The sequence below is a fragment of the Microbacterium invictum genome (assembly GCF_034421375.1).
In the GTDB taxonomy this organism is placed as follows: domain Bacteria; phylum Actinomycetota; class Actinomycetes; order Actinomycetales; family Microbacteriaceae; genus Microbacterium; species Microbacterium invictum_A.
Window position 1 is genome coordinate 230,161 of record NZ_CP139779.1, and the last position, 16,799, is coordinate 246,959.

The 16,799-nt window shown below is 70.6% G+C and carries 16 protein-coding genes; 8 read left to right on the forward strand and 8 right to left on the reverse strand.

What is annotated here, in order from left to right; translation table 11 throughout:
* Positions 1 to 195: 195 nt before the first annotated feature.
* Positions 196 to 2,319 carry an acyl-CoA dehydrogenase gene (locus T9R20_RS01160; RefSeq protein WP_322410739.1) on the forward strand — a complete coding sequence of 708 codons (2,124 nt, stop codon included), beginning with the start codon at positions 196 to 198 and terminating at the stop codon, positions 2,317 to 2,319.
* A 68-nt stretch (positions 2,320 to 2,387) separates the two neighbouring features.
* Here T9R20_RS01160 and T9R20_RS01165 read toward each other — a convergent pair whose 3' ends face one another.
* Positions 2,388 to 3,770, reverse strand: a complete 1,383-nt coding sequence (locus T9R20_RS01165) for a hypothetical protein (protein WP_322410740.1) — start codon at positions 3,768 to 3,770, stop codon at positions 2,388 to 2,390.
* 179 nt (positions 3,771 to 3,949) lie between these two features.
* Between T9R20_RS01165 and T9R20_RS01170 the strand changes: the two genes are divergently transcribed.
* The 4 genes from T9R20_RS01170 to T9R20_RS01185 all read left to right on the forward strand — a co-directional run bounded on the left by T9R20_RS01170 (position 3,950) and on the right by T9R20_RS01185 (position 7,578).
* Positions 3,950 to 4,525: a DNA-3-methyladenine glycosylase I gene (locus T9R20_RS01170; protein ID WP_322410741.1), complete on the forward strand. Its 576-nt coding sequence runs from the start codon at positions 3,950 to 3,952 to the stop codon at positions 4,523 to 4,525.
* A gap of 31 nt (positions 4,526 to 4,556) precedes the next feature.
* On the forward strand, positions 4,557 to 4,781 hold the full coding sequence (locus T9R20_RS01175) for a hypothetical protein (protein WP_322410742.1): 225 nt from the start codon (positions 4,557 to 4,559) through the stop codon (positions 4,779 to 4,781).
* Positions 4,781 to 5,218, forward strand: coding sequence for a TA system VapC family ribonuclease toxin (locus T9R20_RS01180; protein ID WP_322410743.1), 438 nt, complete (start codon positions 4,781 to 4,783; stop codon positions 5,216 to 5,218). The genes T9R20_RS01175 and T9R20_RS01180 overlap by 1 nt, the downstream gene beginning before the upstream one ends.
* A gap of 86 nt (positions 5,219 to 5,304) precedes the next feature.
* The gene (locus T9R20_RS01185) at positions 5,305 to 7,578 is read left to right on the forward strand and encodes an excinuclease ABC subunit UvrA (protein WP_322410744.1); all 2,274 of its coding nucleotides are present in this window, start codon (positions 5,305 to 5,307) and stop codon (positions 7,576 to 7,578) included.
* Positions 7,579 to 7,750: 172 nt separating this feature from the next.
* Here T9R20_RS01185 and T9R20_RS01190 read toward each other — a convergent pair whose 3' ends face one another.
* The 4 genes from T9R20_RS01190 to T9R20_RS01205 form a co-directional block, all read right to left on the reverse strand.
* Positions 7,751 to 8,308: a flavin reductase family protein gene (locus T9R20_RS01190; RefSeq protein WP_322410745.1), complete on the reverse strand. Its 558-nt coding sequence runs from the start codon at positions 8,306 to 8,308 to the stop codon at positions 7,751 to 7,753.
* Between the two features lie 111 nt (positions 8,309 to 8,419).
* Complete coding sequence (locus T9R20_RS01195; protein WP_322410746.1) at positions 8,420 to 8,869, reverse strand: recombinase family protein; 450 nt, start codon at positions 8,867 to 8,869, stop codon at positions 8,420 to 8,422.
* 53 nt (positions 8,870 to 8,922) lie between these two features.
* Positions 8,923 to 10,590, reverse strand: a complete 1,668-nt coding sequence (locus tag T9R20_RS01200) for a cation:proton antiporter (protein WP_322410747.1) — start codon at positions 10,588 to 10,590, stop codon at positions 8,923 to 8,925.
* Entirely contained in the window at positions 10,587 to 11,588 is a 1,002-nt protein-coding gene (locus T9R20_RS01205; RefSeq protein WP_322410748.1) for a malate dehydrogenase, read from the reverse strand. The genes T9R20_RS01200 and T9R20_RS01205 overlap by 4 nt, the downstream gene beginning before the upstream one ends.
* 67 nt (positions 11,589 to 11,655) lie before the next feature.
* Here T9R20_RS01205 and T9R20_RS01210 point away from each other — a divergent pair, with 67 nt between their 5' ends.
* Together T9R20_RS01210 and pip are read left to right on the forward strand one after the other, a co-directional pair.
* The gene (locus T9R20_RS01210) at positions 11,656 to 12,528 is read left to right on the forward strand and encodes a neutral zinc metallopeptidase (protein WP_322410749.1); all 873 of its coding nucleotides are present in this window, start codon (positions 11,656 to 11,658) and stop codon (positions 12,526 to 12,528) included.
* A complete protein-coding gene (gene pip / locus T9R20_RS01215) occupies positions 12,525 to 13,538 on the forward strand; it encodes a prolyl aminopeptidase (protein ID WP_322410750.1) in 1,014 nt (337 codons plus the stop codon). The genes T9R20_RS01210 and pip overlap by 4 nt, the downstream gene beginning before the upstream one ends.
* A 3-nt stretch (positions 13,539 to 13,541) precedes the next feature.
* On the opposite strand, the gene T9R20_RS01220 is transcribed toward pip, so the two are convergent.
* Positions 13,542 to 14,480 carry a phytanoyl-CoA dioxygenase family protein gene (locus T9R20_RS01220; protein WP_322410751.1) on the reverse strand — a complete coding sequence of 313 codons (939 nt, stop codon included), beginning with the start codon at positions 14,478 to 14,480 and terminating at the stop codon, positions 13,542 to 13,544.
* Between the two features lie 65 nt (positions 14,481 to 14,545).
* Here T9R20_RS01220 and T9R20_RS01225 point away from each other — a divergent pair, with 65 nt between their 5' ends.
* Complete coding sequence (locus T9R20_RS01225) at positions 14,546 to 15,355, forward strand: helix-turn-helix domain-containing protein (protein ID WP_322410752.1); 810 nt, start codon at positions 14,546 to 14,548, stop codon at positions 15,353 to 15,355.
* Positions 15,356 to 15,399: 44 nt separating this feature from the next.
* On the opposite strand, the gene T9R20_RS01230 is transcribed toward T9R20_RS01225, so the two are convergent.
* Together T9R20_RS01230 and T9R20_RS01235 are read right to left on the reverse strand one after the other, a co-directional pair.
* The gene (locus tag T9R20_RS01230; RefSeq protein WP_322410753.1) at positions 15,400 to 15,711 is read right to left on the reverse strand and encodes a hypothetical protein; all 312 of its coding nucleotides are present in this window, start codon (positions 15,709 to 15,711) and stop codon (positions 15,400 to 15,402) included.
* Positions 15,708 to 16,727 carry a LacI family DNA-binding transcriptional regulator gene (locus tag T9R20_RS01235; protein WP_322410754.1) on the reverse strand — a complete coding sequence of 340 codons (1,020 nt, stop codon included), beginning with the start codon at positions 16,725 to 16,727 and terminating at the stop codon, positions 15,708 to 15,710. Before T9R20_RS01235 ends, T9R20_RS01230 begins: the two co-directional genes overlap by 4 nt.
* Positions 16,728 to 16,799: the final 72 nt, after the last annotated feature.

Genomic DNA, 16,799 nt, shown 5'->3' on the forward strand with positions numbered 1-16,799 from the left:
CCGGCGTGTCGGCCGCGAGACCCGCGGCTGTGCACGCGAGGGGGCCCGTTGCGGGGCGGGATGTCGCTTGGGCACAATCGGTCCCGGCGACATGGCCGGGACCCCTTGTGATCAACAAACAACGCACTTGGTGGCACGTTGTGGGACACCTACGGTTTAGGTGACTTCCTTCGACTCCTTCTGGAGAGGTGAGAAATGGCCGACGCCGCCGTTCGTCCTGAAACCCCCGCATCCGACTCCCGCACGCCTGCAGGCGGCGCGCCGACCGCTGCGCACACCGCGGCCGAGGCCGCCGAGGCCCGCATCGACATCGATGCCGTCACCAACCTGCTGCTCGGCACATGGGCCGACACCCGCCGCGAGGCGCGCGAGCTCATCAAGGACACCGCGTTCTGGCAGGTGAACGACCTCACCGTCGCCGAGCACCGCGAGCGCACCCTCACGCAGCTGCACCTCCTCGCCGACAACGGGGGCGGGCGCCGCGCGTTCCCCGCCGAGTACGGCGGCGGCGACGACAACGGCGCCAACCTCGCCGGCTTCGAAGAGCTCGTGCTCGCCGACCCGAGCCTCCAGATCAAGTCGGGCGTGCAGTGGGGCCTCTTCGCCTCGGCGATCTACCAGCTCGGGACCAAGAAGCACTGGGACAAGTGGCTCCGCCCCGTCATGTCGATGGAGCTCCCCGGAGCGTTCGCGATGACCGAGACCGGGCACGGCTCCGACGTCGCCGCCATCGGCACCACCGCCACCTACGACCCCGACACCGAGGAGTTCGTCATCCACACGCCGTTCCGCGCGGCGTGGAAGGACTACCTCGGCAACGCGGCGCTGCATGGGAAAGCCGCGACGGTGTTCGCGCAGCTGATCACGGGCGGCGTCAACTACGGGGTGCACTGCTTCTTCGTGCCGATCCGCGACGACGAGGGCGCCTTCCTCCCCGGCATCGGCGGCGAGGACGACGGCCCCAAGGGCGGCCTGAACGGCATCGACAACGGCCGGCTGCACTTCGACCACGTGCGCGTCCCGCGCGAGAACCTCCTCAACCGCTACGGCGACGTCGCGCCCGACGGCTCGTACTCGAGCCCGATCGACAGCCCCGGACGCCGCTTCTTCACGATGCTCGGCGCCCTCGTGCAGGGACGCGTCTCGCTCGACGGGGCCGTCACGACGGCATCCGCCCTGGCTCTCTACATCGCGATCACCTACGGCAACCAGCGCCGTCAGTTCGATTCGGGAGCCGGCACCGACGAGGTCATGCTGCTGGACTACGGCAAGCACCAGCGGCGGCTTCTGCCGCTCGTCGCGCAGAACTACGCCCAGTTCTTCGCCCACGACGAGCTGCTTCGCAAGTTCGACGGGGTCTTTTCGGGCCGCGCCGACACCCCCGAGGAGCGCGAAGACCTCGAGACCCTCGCCGCGGCCCTGAAGCCGCTGTCGACCTGGAACGCGCTGAACACGATCCAGGAGAGCCGCGAGGCGTGCGGGGGTCAGGGATTCCTGGCCGAGAACCGGATGACGGGGCTGCGCCACGACCTCGACGTGTACGTCACCTTCGAGGGCGACAACAACGTGCTCCTCCAGCTGGTCGGCAAGCGGCTGCTGTCGGACTACGCCAAGCAGTTCAAGGGCAAGGATGCTGCGGCGCTCGCCCGGTTCGCGGCGGCCCAGACGGCGGGCAAGGTCTTCCACGGTGCGGGTCTCCGCCGGCTCGGTCAGGCCGTCGCCGACTTCGGCTCGACCGCGCGCTCGGTGGAACTCGGACTCCGCGCCGAGCAGCAGCACGAGATCCTGTCGGGACGCGTCGAGCAGATGGTCGCCGATCTCGCCGCGGCGCTCCGCCCCGCCTCCAAGCTCGACACGGCCGAGGCGGCGGCGCTGTTCAATCGTCACCAGGCCGAGCTCATCGAGGCGGCCCGCGCGCACGGCGAGCTGCTGCAGTGGGAGGCCTTCTCGGACGGGGTCAAGGCCGTGACCGACCCCGGCACCCGCCAGGTGCTCACCTGGCTGCGCGATCTGTTCGGTCTTCACCTCATCGAGAAGAACCTCGCGTGGTACCTCATCAACGGGCGTCTTTCGACCCAGCGCGCCGCCGCGGTGTCGCGCTACATCGACCGGCTCTGCGCGCGGCTGCGGCCCCACGCCCAGGATCTCGTCGACGCCTACGGGTTCGCCCCCGAGCACGTGCGCGCCCCCATCGCGTCGGGCGCCGAGCGCGTGCGCCAGGAGGAGGCCCGCGAGTACTACCGTGCCCGCGCCGCCGCCGGCGACGAGCCGATCTCGGAGAAGGCGCTGCAGAAGGGCAGGACGCTGCAGACGAAGTGACGCACGCCGGGTGACAGGAAGGGCGCCCCCGAGGGGGCGCCCTTCCGCGTTCCGGTGCCGCCGAGGGGTCAGTTCAGCGTGAACGTGACCGTCCGCGCGTTCCCCGCGACGTCGTAGACGACGAGCGTGTTCTCGCCCGCGACCGCCCTGAACGTGCCGGGCTTGACGAAGTTGACATCGGACCAGGCGTTGTTCGTCAGATTCTTCGCGACCCCGTTGAGCTCGACGCGGTCGATCTTGCCCGCGTCGTAGAGCTTGAAGCTCACCAGGTCGTAGGTGCCGTCGGCTCCACGAGTGAACGAGACGCCGTCCTTGACCGTGACGGTGGGCGCGGTCGCGTCGACCGTCACGCTGAACGATCCGGTGCGGGAGATGTTGCCGGCGAGGTCCTGTGCGTTGTACCGAACTGTGTAGGCGCCGTCGGGCAGGACCACCGCGGCGGTGTGGGTGCCGCTCGTCGCACCGCCCACCGCCGACTGGGTGCTCTTGACGAGCACGCCGTCACGGTAGATGTTCGCCACGATGCGGTTCAGGCCGCGGTCGTCGGTGGCGTCGACACGGATGTCGAGGGCCGAGAACGGCCCAGCCGTGGACGGGGAGACGAGCGTGGCGGTGGGGCGGGTGGTGTCGGGAAGCTCCTCCAGCGTCACCGTGAAGGTCGGGTTCCAGAAGTAGTTGAGCACTTCGCTCGACGGGAAGTACCACGCGCCGTCGCGCTCGGTCACGGTGAGCTCGTTGACGTCGGCGGCGGTGACGGATGCCACGCGGAAGCCCGCCGGCGGAGTGACGCGCACCCCGAGGTCGCCCGGCAGGTGGCGGATGTAGCCGTACTGCCAGAAGGACTCGTACGTCCCGGGCTGGAAGTCGTACTCGGTGGCCGGATACCACGAGTCGCCCGAGCCGAGCTCGACGGTGGCCAGGCCGGAGGCGGGCTCTCCGTCGGCGAACTGCACGTCGGCGACGAGGCGGAGGGCCGACATGCCGACCAGGAGCGACTCACCGTCCGAGTCCACCGTCACCGAGGCGACTCCGGTGGGCGAGCCGAGGAAGCTGCCGACCGGGAGCTGCTCGATGTCCGCCGCCGATGCTGCATCGGTCGCGTCGAAGAAGACCTCTCCCCCCGGGCTGTTGGGGAACAGGAAGTGGACTTCAGTCTCGCCGAGGGGGAGACCCTCGAACACGAAGTCTCCGTCGCCGTTCGCGCTGGCGTCCCGCCACGTGCCGTCGGCTGCGAGCACGCGAGGCGCGCTCTCGTTCTTCCGGTCGACGTCACCGCTCGGGGCGGTCTTGCTGGGGTCGTACAGGCCGTCGGCGTATCGGTCGTCGAAACGCGTGACGGTCAATGTGCCGGTCGCGGCATCCGCTTCGGCGGCGATCGCCGGGAGCGGAGCTGCGATCAGCGCGGCGGCGAGCGCCGCCGTGCCGAGTGTCGGAGTGGAACGAGTTCGCATCGGATTCCTTTGTTCTTCTCGTGGTGTGAGGCGGGCTGCGACGCGCCGCGACCTCGACGCTAGGCGGGGCGAGCCTCATTGCGCTTCGACGTCAGCGGACGTTCATCCACCTGTCCGCGCGGCGTCACCGTTCCGGGTGCGGCAGCCAGCGTGTCGGCGGCGCCGCGCATACTGTTCGCATGAGTGTGGTCACGGGGCCCGACGGGCGCGACCGCTGCGCATGGGTCGGCGACGACCCCGAGTATCGGCGCTACCACGACGAGGAATGGGGACACCCGCTCCGCGGCGACCGGCCGCTCTTCGAGAAGATGAGCCTGGAGGGATTCCAGGCCGGGCTCTCGTGGATCACGATCCTTCGGAAGCGACCGGCGTTCCGGACCGCGTTTGCGGGGTTCGACCCGGCGGTCGTCGCCCGCTTCGACGAGGGTGACGTCGAGCGCCTGATGGCCGATGCGGGCATCGTGCGCAACCGGGCGAAGATCCTCGCCACGATCGACAACGCCCGCATCGTCGCTGAGATGCCCGAGGGGGCGCTCGATGCGCTGATGTGGGCATACGCGCCGGATGCTATGGGCAGGCCGCGCCCCCGGACGTTCGCCGACCTGCCGGCCACGACCCCCGAGTCCGACGCGCTGAGTCGCGACCTGAAGAAGCGCGGGTTCCGCTTCGTCGGCTCGACGACGATGTACGCCCTGATGCAGTCCTCAGGGCTCGTCGACGATCACCTCGTGGGATGCTGGCGCGCGACGTCTTGACACGTGATGCGCGATGCGTGATGTTTGACGCATGCGGACCACCCTCACCATCGACGACGATGTCCTCGCCGCGGCGAGACAGTTCGCCGACGCCCGCGGGTTGACGCTCGGCGAAGCGCTCTCGCAACTCGCTCGCGCGACGCTGACCGAGCGGCGTCGCTTCGGCACGCGCAACGGAATCGTTCTCCTGCCCGCCGACCCCGCTGCGGGCACCGCCGGCCTCGACGATGTGAACGCGCTCCGAGACGACGCCTGATGGCGGGGTTCCTCCTCGATGTCAACACCGTCATCGCTCTGATCGACCCTCTGCACGTGCATCACGAGCGGGCGCATCGCTGGTTCGCGTCGCGCGCCGAGGACACCTGGCACACGTGGCACACCTGTCCGATCGTCCAGAACGGCGTCGTCCGCGTCGTGAGTCATCCGAAGTACCCGAACAGTCAGCCCGCTCCCATCGTGATGGCGAGCCTGTCGAGTCTGGCGGCGCAGGCTGGCCACGAGTTCCTCCCCGACTCGGTCAGTCTCCTGGACGGATCCGTGCACACCGAGCGCCTCCTCGCCAGCTCACAGGTCACCGACACCTACCTCATCCATCTCGCGGCATCCCACGAGGTTCGGCTCGCGACCTTCGACACCAAGATCGTCGCCTCCGCAGTTCCGGGTGGGGCGAAGGTCGTCTTCCCCATCCCCTGACCGCGAGGCGATCGGACTGCGGACAGCCCCTGTCCGCAGTCGCTGGCACGCTGTAGGGTCTAGGCGCTCGAACAGACGGGAAACACATGACCGCTGCATCCGCTCATATCGCCGATTCGCATGGGCTCATCCGTGTCGTCGGTGCCCGCGAGAACAACCTCAAGAACGTCACCGTCGACATTCCCAAGCGCCGCCTCACCGTCTTCACCGGCGTCAGCGGATCGGGCAAGTCGTCGCTGGTGTTCGGCACGATCGCGAACGAGTCGCAGCGGCTCATCAACGAGACCTACCCGACCTTCGTGCAGCAGTTCATGGAGCAGCTGAGCCGCCCCGAGGTCGACGCGCTCGAGAACGTCAGCGCCTCGATCGTCGTCGACCAGGAGCGCATGGGCGCGAACTCCCGGTCGACCGTCGGCACCGCCACCGACGCGCAGGCCATGCTGCGGATCCTCTTCAGCAGGCTCGGGCAGCCGAGCGCGGGGGCCAGCTTCCACTACAGCTTCAACCTGCCGCAGGGCTGGTGCCCGCGCTGCGAGGGGCTCGGCGAGGTCAGCGACGTCGACCTCGACGAGCTTTTCGACCGTGACAAGTCCCTCGCCGAGGGGGCGCTGACGATTCCCGGCTACAACGTCGACGGGTGGATGGTGCGCATCTTCACCGAGTCGGGGTTCGTCGACCCCGACAAGAAGATCCGCGACTACTCCGACGACGAGCTGCACGCCCTGCTCTATCAGGAGCCGACGAAGGTCAAGGTCACCGGCATCAACATGACCTACGAAGGGCTCGTCCCGAAGGTCACGAAGTCCTTCCTGCAGAAGGACCGCGATGCCCTGCAGCCGCACGTCCGCGCCTTCGTCGACCGCGCGGTGAAGTTCACCGCCTGCCCGGAGTGCGGAGGATCGCGACTGAACGCCGCCGCGCGGTCATCCCTCATCGGCGGCGTCTCGATCGCGGATGCCGCGGCGATGCAGATCTCCGACCTTGCCGCCTGGCTCGACACCGTCGACGATCGCGAGGTCGGGCCGCTCATGTCGGGGCTGAAGCACCTCACAGCGACCTTCGTCGAAGTGGGGCTCGGTTATCTCTCGCTCGATCGGTCGTCGGGCACCCTGTCGGGGGGCGAGGCCCAGCGCACCAAGATGGTGCGGCACCTGGGGTCGTCGCTCACCGACATCACCTACGTCTTCGACGAGCCGACCGCCGGGCTGCACCCGCACGACATCCAGCGGATGAACGACCTCCTGCAGCGCCTGCGCGACAAGGGCAACACGGTGCTCGTGGTCGAGCACAAGCCCGAGGTCATCCAGATCGCCGATCACATCGTCGATCTCGGCCCGGGTGCCGGGCGGGCCGGTGGCGAGATCCAGTACACCGGGGATGTCGCGGGCCTGCGCGCCTCGCAGACCCTCACGGGCCGGCATCTCGACCATCGGGCGACGCTGAAGCCCACGACCCGGGAGCGGCGCGGCGCCCTGGAGATCCGCGGGGCGACGCAGCACAACCTCACCGGTGTCGACGTCGACATCCCCCTGGGCATCCTCACGGTCGTCACAGGAGTCGCGGGTTCGGGGAAGTCCTCGCTCATCCACGGCAACGTCCCGGCGTTCGACGATGTGGTCGTGGTCGACCAGTCGCCGATCAAGGGGTCGCGCCGCTCGAGCCCGGCGACCTACACCGGCATCCTCGACACCGTCCGCACCGCGTTCGCAAAGGCGAACGGGGTCAAGGCGTCGCTGTTCAGCGCCAACTCGGCGGGGGCGTGCCCGGTCTGCAAGGGCCTCGGCGTGATCATCACGACCCTCGGCTACACGCAGAGCGTCGAGACGCTCTGCGAGGTGTGCGACGGAACGGGATTCAGCGCCGAGGTGCGCGAGTACCTCCTCAACGGCAAGAACATCGCCGAGGTGCTGGCGATGTCGGCCGCCGAGGCGGCGGACTTCTTCCCGAGCGGCCCCGCGCACACCACGCTGGCGCGCCTCATCGACGTCGGGCTCGGGTACATCACGCTCGGGCAGGCGCTGAACACCCTCTCGGGCGGCGAGCGGCAGCGCCTGAAGCTGGCGATCTCGATGGCGAAGAAGGGCGCGATCTACGTCCTCGACGAACCGACGACGGGCCTGCATCTGGCCGATGTCGACAACCTGCTGCGCCTGCTCGACCGACTCGTCGACGCCGGAAACAGCGTCATCGTCATCGAGCACCACCAGGCCGTGATGGCGCACGCCGATTGGATCATCGACCTGGGCCCCGGCGCCGGCCACGACGGTGGGCGCATCGTCTTCGAGGGCACACCGGCCGACCTCGTCGCCACCGGCGACACGCTCACCGCGCGGCACCTGCGCACCTACGTCGGCGGTTGACCGCCCGGTCGCATGTCGGTCGCGCGGGCCACGGATCGCCCGGTGCGCGCCGATCCGCTCGCGCGACCACGCCGCCCGCGCCTCGCCTCGCGCGATCCGTCAGAAAGTGCTGCCCAGGATGCGGCGGGGCAGCGTTTTGTGACGGGTCGGCACCGGGCGCGAGGCGCGCGCCTCAGCCGAGCTGCGAGTGCTCGCCGAGACGGTGCCAGGTGCGGTTGTGGTAGACCAGCGCGTCGGCGGGCTCGCCCGGCTCGACATCGCGGGTGATCTGGTGCTGCAGCGCCTGCGCGGCGATGACGGTCGACGCGCCGGCATCCATCCGATTGATGATCGCGCAGCGCAGCCACGCCCGCGCACCCGGGAAGACAGGCTCCCCCGTGGGGAGCCGCGCCCACAGCGACGTGTCGGCGAAGCGGTCGATGCCGCTCGTCGCGGCGAGCTTGGCGAGTTCGAGGTCGTGCGCGTCGAGCAGGTGCACGACGACGGTGTCGGCCGCCGCGATCGTCGGGGCCGCCGACGAGATCGACGACAGCGAGAAGATCAGCAGCGGCGGCTCAGCGCTGACCGAGGACACCGAGGTGGCCGTCAGCGCGACCGGCCCGTCGCCGGCGTCGGCGGTGATGACGGCGACGCCGCCCGGGTGCCCGCGGAAGACGGTCTTGAACTCCTCGGCGCTGAGCGAGGCGGTCGGGAACGACGCGGGGTGGGTGCCAGCGGCGGAACGAGTCATGGGCGGCAGGCTAGCCCGCGACAGATCGTTCGCCGTCATCGCGTTTCGTGATGTTTCAGAGCTGGGCACGACAGAGAAAACCCCGCGGGCGTCCGAACGATTCCCACCGGGTCACCGGCCGGCGTCGTAGAGGTGCCTGGCGCCGTGACTGAGCACCTTCACGACGACCCCGCGGCGTCGGAGGGCCGCGACGGTCCGCGTCTCCTCCTCGATGTCGCGGCCGAGCGCGTGGACGTTGGCGACGACGAGGACGTCGCCCGGGCGGAGGGTGCCGAACAGGCGCACCAGCCGCTCCTCCCAGGTCTCCAACGTCTCGGGCGCGGGGTGGCGGAATCCCTCGATCGGCACGCCGAAACGGGTGAGCAGGTCGCGCTGCTCGACCACCGAGGGCATGTCGTCGCGCGAGATGACGAGGCCCACGAGCCGCGCACCCGAGGGCCGCGCGGCCCACCAGTCGCGATCGCGCTGCAGCTCGGTGAAGCATTTGGGGCAGTCGGCGGCGTCGTGCGCGAGCGGCACGGGGCTCGTCTCCATCGCCTCGCCGCCGAATCCTGCACTCATGACACCCATTCTCACCCGGGATGACGCGAGCCGCGACCTTTGTCGCGAGTGGGTCAGTCCTCTCCGTCGAGTCGGAGTTCGAGGCTCAGCTCGTCGGCGTCGAGCTCGGCGAGCGCGTGCCGGAGGACGGCCGTGCTGTAGGCCCCGCCGGACGACAGCTCGGTGAGCCGCCGACGCATCGCGCGGATGAGCACGAGGCGCAGCTCGAGGGCGTCGCGGAAGATCGCGGTGGTGTCGTCGTCGGGCGGACGGGTGTAGCGATCGCCGACACGGGCGACGAGCTCGGGCGGGAAGCTCTCGCCGTCCCGCCGGGCGAGGTCTTCGTCAGCGAGGGCGGCCACCGCGGCATCCCGCAGCTCCTGGTCCAGCCGCAAGCGCTCCTCACGGCCGACGGTCTCATCGCCCTCGCCGTCGAGGCCGAGCGCCCGGACAATCCAGGGGAGCGTCGAGCCCTGCAGCAGGAGGCTGCCGACCGCGACGAGGAAGGCGACGAAGACGAGCAGGTCGCGCGAGGGGGTCTCGGCTGGGAGGGTCTGTGCCGCCGCGAGCGTCACCACCCCTCGCATGCCCGCCCACACCATGATCGTGCCGTGCCGCCACCCGAGCGGGGTCGTGCGGTGGTATTCGAGGTCTTCGATGAAGCGCAGCACGCGCGGCCGCGCACGCGCGGGCACCCGGTCGGGCCAGGTGCGAACTCGGGGAAGATGCGTCGCCGCACGCCGGGCGCGACGCGACTCACCCCACACAAGGACCGAAACGAACACCACGCGCGCGGCGAGGATGATGAGGAGGGCCGTCGCTGCGAGGAAGACGGCCCGCTCCAGACCGCCGCCTCCGTCGGCGGACACCGAGTCCCAGAGGTCCTTCACCTCGAGTCCCATGACGAGGAACACGGCACCCTCGAGGACGAGTTCGACGGTGCGCCAGTTCAACTCGTCCGAGAGGCGCTGCTCGGGAGTGAAGCGGCGCGCCGCGCCCTGCCCGGTGACGATCCCGGCGACGACCGCGGCGACGAGGCCCGAGCCGCCGAGAGCTTCGGTGGGAAGGTATGCCACGAACGGCACGACGAACCCGATCGCGGTGTTTGCCGCGGGATTGCGCACGAGCGCACGCACGCGCAGATTGACGTACCCGATGACCGCGCCGACGACGATCGCCACGACGACGCCCCAGAGGAACGCCCCGACGATTCCACCCTCCGGCACCGATCCGGTGACCGCGGCCGCCACCATCGTGCGGAGGATCACCAGTGAGGTGGCGTCGTTGAGCAGGCTCTCGCCATCGAGCCACGTCGTGACCCGCCGCGAGATGCCGAGCCGCTTCGCGATGGACGTCGCAACCGCGTCGGTGGGGCTGAGGATCGCGCCGAGCGCGATCGCGAGATACAGATCGAGCCCCGGGATGACGGCGTGGAAGAAGAAGCCGAGCGCGACGGCGCTGACGAGCACGAGCAGCACGGCCAGACCCGAGATGGGTCGCACGTCGCGGCGGAATTCGATCGCGGGAAGCGACACCGCCGCCGAATACAGCAGAGGCGGCAGGACGCCCACCAGGATGACCTCGGGGTCGAGCTCGAACGGCGGCACGAACGGCAGCAGGCTGACGCCGAGCCCGAGAAGCACGAGCAGGAGCGGGCCGGCGAGCCGCAGGCGCGGACCGAGCGCGGTTGCGCCGGCGATGACGAGCACCGTCACCGTTCCGATGACGATGACCTCCGTCATGGCAGGATGCCCAGGCTCCGCACGGCCTCGCGCTCGGCGACGAGCTCGTCCACCGAGGCGTCGATGAGCCGTCGCGACCGCTCGTCGACGCCGAGATCGGAGACGACCCGGTACCCCGACCCGTCGGAGGTGACCGGGAACGAGCAGATGAGGCCCTCGGGCACGCCGTACTCCCCGTGCGAGACGACGGCCGCCGAGGTGCGGAATCCGCCCAGCACATCGCTGCGGACGTGCTCGACGGTCGCATGCGCCGCCGACGCGATCGACGACGACCCGCGCACCTCGATGATCTCGGCGCCGCGGCGCGCCACGCGGGGGACGAACTCGGCGTCGAGCCAGGCGATGGCCGCATCCACACCCCCTCGTCGCTCGGCGAGGGCGTCGATCAGCGGGCGTCCGGCGACGGTGGCGTGCGAGACGTCGGGGTACTGCGTGGCCGAGTGGTTCCCCCACACGATGACGCCGTCGATGTCGCGCGGATTCGCACCGAGAGCGGCGGCGAGCTGGCCGACGGCGCGATTGTGATCCAGGCGGGTGAGGGCGGTGAAGCGTTCGGGAGGGATGTCGGGGGCCGACGACTGCGCGATGAGGGCGTTGGTGTTCGCGGGGTTCCCCACGGTCACCACCCGCACGGCGTCGTCGGCGACGTCGCCCAGCGCCGCGCCCTGGGGGCCGAAGATCCCGGCGTTCGCAGCGAGGAGCTCGGCCCGCTCCATGCCCGGCCCGCGCGGCCGGGCACCGACGAGCAGGGCGATCTCGCATCCGTCGAACGCTGTGCGCGGGTCATCCGAGATCTCCACGTCCGAGAGCAGCGGGAAGGCGCAGTCCTGAAGTTCGAGCGCCGCCCCCTCGGCGGCCCGCATGCCGGCGGGGATCTCCAGCAGGCGCAGCCGCACCGGTCGCTCCGGACCGAGCATTTCGCCCGCAGCGATGCGGAAGAGCAGGGCGTACCCGATCTGCCCTCCGGCGCCGGTGAGGGTGATCGTCGTCGCGCGCATGGCTCCGAGCATAGGCCCGGGCGCCGTCGTCCCGTGAGGAGGCGGCGCGGGGCGGTACCGTGTGCAGATGACGTTCAATCAGAACGCACAGGTCGGCGGGAACACGGCGCGACGACGCGGCGGAGGGCTCGTTCTCGCCGGTGGGGGCGTAGCCGGTATCGGGGCGATCGCCGTGCTGCTGCTCAACCTCTTCACCGGCGGGGACTTCTCCGGACTCCTCGGCGAGGGAGTGCCCGGTGTCTCCGACGGCGGGGGCAGCGAGATCGCCTCCTGCGAGACGGGTGCAGACGCAAACCGCAACGACGAGTGCCGCCTCGCGGCCGGCTCACTGGTGCTGGATCAGTACTGGGCCGACCAGGTCGAGGGCTACCGTCAGCCGCAGCTGATCATCGTCGATCAGTCCACCTCGTCGGCGTGCGGCACCGCGTCCAACGCGACGGGGCCGTTCTACTGTCCTCCGGAGGAGACGGTGTACATCGACCCCACCTTCTTCGGGCTGCTGCGCGAGCGGTTCGGCGCGAGCGCGGGCGAGCTCGCGCAGCTCTACGTGCTCGCCCACGAATACGGTCACCACGTGCAGAACATCACCGGCATCACCCACCAGAACCCCGACAACGGCACCGGTCCCGACAGCAACGGCGTGCGGATCGAGCTGCAGGCGGACTGCTTCGCCGGGGCGTGGGTCGCGGCGATGACCGAACAGGTCGATCAGAACGGCGTGCCGTTCTTCGAGGCGCCGACCGGCACCCAGATCACCGATGCGCTGAACGCCGCCGCGACCGTCGGCGACGACCACATCCAGCGGGAGGCCGGGGCGCCGGTCAATCCCGAGAGCTGGACGCACGGCTCCAGCGAGCAGCGGCAGCGCTGGTTCGCCACGGGCTACGACGGCGGCGTGAACGCCTGCGATACCTTCGCGGTCTCGGGGAGCCGGCTGTGAGCGGCGGGCCGGCGCACCTCGACGGCATCCTCTATCCGCCGATCGAGCCGTACGCGACGGGCCAGCTCATCGTCGGCGACGGCAACCGCGTGTACTGGGAGGAGAGCGGGAACCCCGACGGCAAGCCGGTGGTGTTCCTCCACGGCGGGCCGGGCGCGGGCACGTCGCCCTGGCACCGCCGGTTCTTCGACCCCGAGCGCTACCGCATCGTGCTGTTCGATCAGCGCGGGTGCGGGCGGAGCACCCCGCACGCGTCGGCGCCCGACGCCGACCTGCGGTTCAACACCACCTGGCACCTCGTCGCCGACATCGAGCTGCTGCGCCGCAACCTCGGCATCGCCCGCTGGCAGGTCTTCGGCGGATCGTGGGGGAGCGCGCTAGCCCTGGCGTACGCCGAGACGCACCCCGAGAGAGTCACCGAGGTCGTCCTGCGCGGCGTGTTCACGCTGCGTCCGCACGAGCTGGAATGGTTCTACGAGGGCGGGGCGGCGGCGATCTTCCCCGACCTGTGGGAGGACTACCTCGCGCCGATCCCCGTGCTCGAGCGCTCCCGCATGATCGAGGCATACTGCCGGCGTCTCGCCGACCCCGACCCGGCCGTCCACGTGCAGGCGGCGAAGGCATGGACCCGCTGGGAGGCGGCGACCCTCACCCTCACGCCTGACGCCGACCTCGTCAGCACGATGACCGACGACGTCGCGGCGACCGCCTTCGCCCGCATCGAGAACCACTTCTTCATGCATGGCGGGTGGTTCACCGACGAGCAGCTGATCCGAGGGGCCACGGCGCTCCGCGACATCCCCGGGGTGATCGTGCAGGGCCGGTACGACGTCTGCACGCCGGTGATGACGGCCTGGGATCTCCACCGGGCCTGGCCGGAGGCCGAGCTCGTGATCGTCGACGACGCCGGGCACGCCGCCTCGGAGCCGGGGATCGCCGCCGCGCTGCGCGCGGCGACCGACCGGTTCGCGAGGGGCGACGTGCCCGGGCCGGACGACGTCACGGCGTGAGCCTCAGGGGGTGAAGGGCACGCTCCCCGCGCTGCAGTACGACCCCGGCGAGTGCACGACGTGGGCGATGCGCAATTCGGCGTCGTCGTCCCCGCTCACGGCGGGGGCGAGTTCGGGAGAGATCCGCCAGTCGAACGCCTCGGCGTCCGGGTTCTGCCGCGCGTGCTCGCGCAGTCCCAGGGGGACCAGTCGCAGTCGCCGGTCGACCCATTCGGCGTCCCACGGCCCTTCGCTGAGGATCTGCTCGGCCGCACGGAACTCGTAGTAGATGGTCCGGCGCAGGCGGTTGCCGGTCACGGCCTCGGATCCGTGGACGATCATGACGTCGTGGACGAGCACGTCGCCGGGGTTCAGCTCGACCTGGATGACCCCGGGCGCGTCCCAGCCGTACTCCTCCCGGAGCTGGCAGACGTCGACCGGCGCCCGGTGCGAGCCCGGCGCCACCCGCAGCGCTCCCTCGCCGGCCCGCGAGGCGTCGAGGTAGACGTCGATGTTGAAGATGCGGTGCGTCCGGGGGTGCACCGCGTCCTGGTGCCAGTCGATGGCGGCGCCGTCGCCGGCGTCCTTGAAGACCAGCGACTCGTAGGTCGGCACGAAGTTCTCGCCCGCGAGGCTCTCGGCGATGCCGAGCACCGCGGGGCTGCCGAGCAGCTCGAGGGAGGCGGACTGGCCCTTGTTGTGGAGGTAGTCCACACGGAACATCCGCTTCTGCCCGCCCCGGTTCGCCCAGGCGTAGTCGCCCGCGTCGGGGTGGTCGGGGCCCAGGGCGCGGCCCTGTGCCATCCAGGTATCGGATGCCGCGCGAAGACGCTCCAGCAGAGGAGCGGGGATCCGGTCGCGCAGGACCAGGTAACCGTGGGCGTCGAAGAAGGCGATCTCTTCGGCGGTCAGGTGCCACGAACGCGTCGGCGCGGCGGTGGTGAGAGTCGAGGTGTCGGTCATGGGAATGACGGTACGCAGGAGTTCACCGCACAACTTCCCGAGATCGATGGCAGAATTCCGGGATCATGAGGATGTCGGAGGATCGGCCGGAGTGGTTCGGATTGGCCTCGTTCCGCGGGGCCGTCCCGGCGATGTTCGCCGCCCACCGCCATGACGACCTGGAGGTCAACGCGTCACCCTCTCCGCTTGTCTATCTCGTCGACGGGCGGGAGACGATGATCCCGGCGGGAAGTCTCGGGGTGTTCTGGGCTGCCCGGCCCCATCGGCTCGTGACCCCCGTGGACGAGGTGAGCTGGCTCACGGTACCGCTGGGCGTGGCGCTCGGCTGGTCGCTCCCCGGCGCCTTCGTCGGGTCGCTGCTGGCGGGCGATCTCGTGCTGGTGTCGGAGGGGGCGGGCCTGGCGCTCGCGGAGCGGGCGGAGCTGTGGGCGGGAGCCCTCGCCCGCGACCCGGGCGACGCCGAGCGGCGGGCCGCCGAGCTCGAGGTCGAGGCGCTGATGCGACGGATCGCCGCGCGTCGCACGCACGTGGCGCCGGGGCATCCGGGGGTGAGGGGTACCGCCGGCGAGATGGCGGCCTTCATCTCGGAACGCGCCGCCGACGACATCCGCATCGACGACGTCGCCCGCGCGGTGCACCTGCATCCGCAGTACGCGATGACCCTGTTCCGGCGGGCCCTCGGCATCACGATCGGCGAGTACCTGCTGCAGTGCCGGGTCGCGCGGGCTCAACGGCTTCTGCTGACCACCGATCTACCGATCGCCGAGGTCGGGTTCGCGGCCGGGTTCCGATCGCAGAGCCAGTTCTACGCGCGGTTCCGCGACCGCTGCGGCGAGCCGCCGGCGGCCTACCGGCGTCGGCTGGCCGGCGCCTGACGCTGGAGGAGGTTCGTGGTGGGGTGCGGCTGGTAAGGGGGCGGTCACGCGTCGAGCAGACGCCACTCGGCGAAGAAGTCGCGCACCGTCTTCTCGCCGAGATCCCGCCGCACCGTCTCGAGGAGGCGGCTCGCCTCGGCGTCCGGCCCGGCGTTCACGCGCAGCACCGGGGCGTCGCTGTCGGAGCGCACCACCACGAGGTCGAAGGTCGGCGCGGCGAGGTCGTCGCCCCCGCCGATGACCGCCAGCGCGAACGCGCCGAGGTACTTCGCCGCACGCTTCAAGGGGGAGGGATGCCGCACCTCCAGCCGCGCCTCGAGCACACGAGCCGCCAGGGTGCTGTCGTCGAGGTTCACGCCGACTCCCGCCACACCGTCTCGCACTCCAGCATCACCTCGGCGCCTCCCGGTGCACCGCCGATGCGGTCGAGCACCAGCCGCGCCGCTTCGGCGCCGAGCCGCGCCGCGGGCTGGCGGACGGTCGAGAGAGCCGGCAGGGTGCGTCGCGCCCACGCCGAATCGTCGAAGCCGACCACGCCGACGTCCTCGGGCACCCGCCGCCCGGCCGCACGCAGGGCCTCCACCGCTCCGGCGGCGACGGCATCGGATGCCGCGAAGACGCCGTCGATGTCGGGTGAGCGCGCTAACAACGCCTGCATGCCGTCGCGTCCCGCCGAGTACGAATACAGCGGCACCGGCTCGACGAGACGGTCGTCGAAGCGCTCGCCGAGGGCCTCGCGGAAGCCGGCGAGACGGTCGGACCCCGAGTCGCGGTCGAGCGCCGCGGCGATCATGCCGATGCGCCGGCGGCCGGTCTCGACCAGGCGCGCAGTGATGGCCCGGGCGGAGCCGAGGTTGTCGATGACGACGAAGGAGGCCGAGGAGGCGCCCGGAGGATGGCCGACGTACGCCGCCGGCAGCTGGAGCCGCTCGACGACCCGGGTGATGGGGTCGTTCGCGCGGGCCGAGACGATGATCACGCCGTCGACGAAACCGCCGGAGAGGTAGCGGGCGACGCGGTCGGTGTCGCGCCCGGTGTCGGCGATGAGCACGGCCATCTGGTGGTCGGCCTCCGAGAGCGCGGCGTTCGCGCCCAGGAGGATCTCGCCGATGTTCGGGTCTTCGATGAAGAGCGAGTGCGGTTCGTGCACGATGAACCCGACCGCCTGACTGCGCTGCATCACGAGGTTGCGCGCCGCAGTGTTCGGCACGTAGCCGACCTTCGCGATCGCGGCCTCGATCGCCTCGCGGGCCGTGGCGGAGACATAGCGATCCCCGTTGACGTAGCGGCTGACGGTGCCCCGTGACACCCCGGCCTCCTGCGCCACATCGTGCACGGTCGCACGCTTGGGACGAACGGGCGGAGTGGTCACGAGGCCACTGTAGCCCCCGCCCCGGGAAGAATCCGCTTGACAGCCGACCGGCGGAGGTGTCAGTGTGTGTAC

Excerpts from the sequence above, each read along its gene's own strand:
- T9R20_RS01220 (WP_322410751.1), bottom strand. The coding sequence starts at position 14,480 with ATGACCGACACCTCGACTCTCACCACCGCCGCGCCGACGCGTTCGTGG.
- T9R20_RS01205 (WP_322410748.1), bottom strand. The coding sequence starts at position 11,588 with ATGCGCGCGACGACGATCACCCTCACCGGCGCCGGAGGGCAGATCGGG.
- T9R20_RS01160 (WP_322410739.1), top strand. The coding sequence starts at position 196 with ATGGCCGACGCCGCCGTTCGTCCTGAAACCCCCGCATCCGACTCCCGC.
- T9R20_RS01200 (WP_322410747.1), bottom strand. The coding sequence starts at position 10,590 with ATGACGGAGGTCATCGTCATCGGAACGGTGACGGTGCTCGTCATCGCC.
- T9R20_RS01180 (WP_322410743.1), top strand. The coding sequence starts at position 4,781 with ATGGCGGGGTTCCTCCTCGATGTCAACACCGTCATCGCTCTGATCGAC.
- T9R20_RS01225 (WP_322410752.1), top strand. The coding sequence starts at position 14,546 with ATGAGGATGTCGGAGGATCGGCCGGAGTGGTTCGGATTGGCCTCGTTC.
- T9R20_RS01185 (WP_322410744.1), top strand. The coding sequence starts at position 5,305 with ATGACCGCTGCATCCGCTCATATCGCCGATTCGCATGGGCTCATCCGT.
- T9R20_RS01190 (WP_322410745.1), bottom strand. The coding sequence starts at position 8,308 with ATGACTCGTTCCGCCGCTGGCACCCACCCCGCGTCGTTCCCGACCGCC.
- T9R20_RS01170 (WP_322410741.1), top strand. The coding sequence starts at position 3,950 with ATGAGTGTGGTCACGGGGCCCGACGGGCGCGACCGCTGCGCATGGGTC.
- T9R20_RS01210 (WP_322410749.1), top strand. The coding sequence starts at position 11,656 with ATGACGTTCAATCAGAACGCACAGGTCGGCGGGAACACGGCGCGACGA.
- T9R20_RS01165 (WP_322410740.1), bottom strand. The coding sequence starts at position 3,770 with ATGCGAACTCGTTCCACTCCGACACTCGGCACGGCGGCGCTCGCCGCC.
- T9R20_RS01195 (WP_322410746.1), bottom strand. The coding sequence starts at position 8,869 with ATGAGTGCAGGATTCGGCGGCGAGGCGATGGAGACGAGCCCCGTGCCG.
- T9R20_RS01175 (WP_322410742.1), top strand. The coding sequence starts at position 4,557 with ATGCGGACCACCCTCACCATCGACGACGATGTCCTCGCCGCGGCGAGA.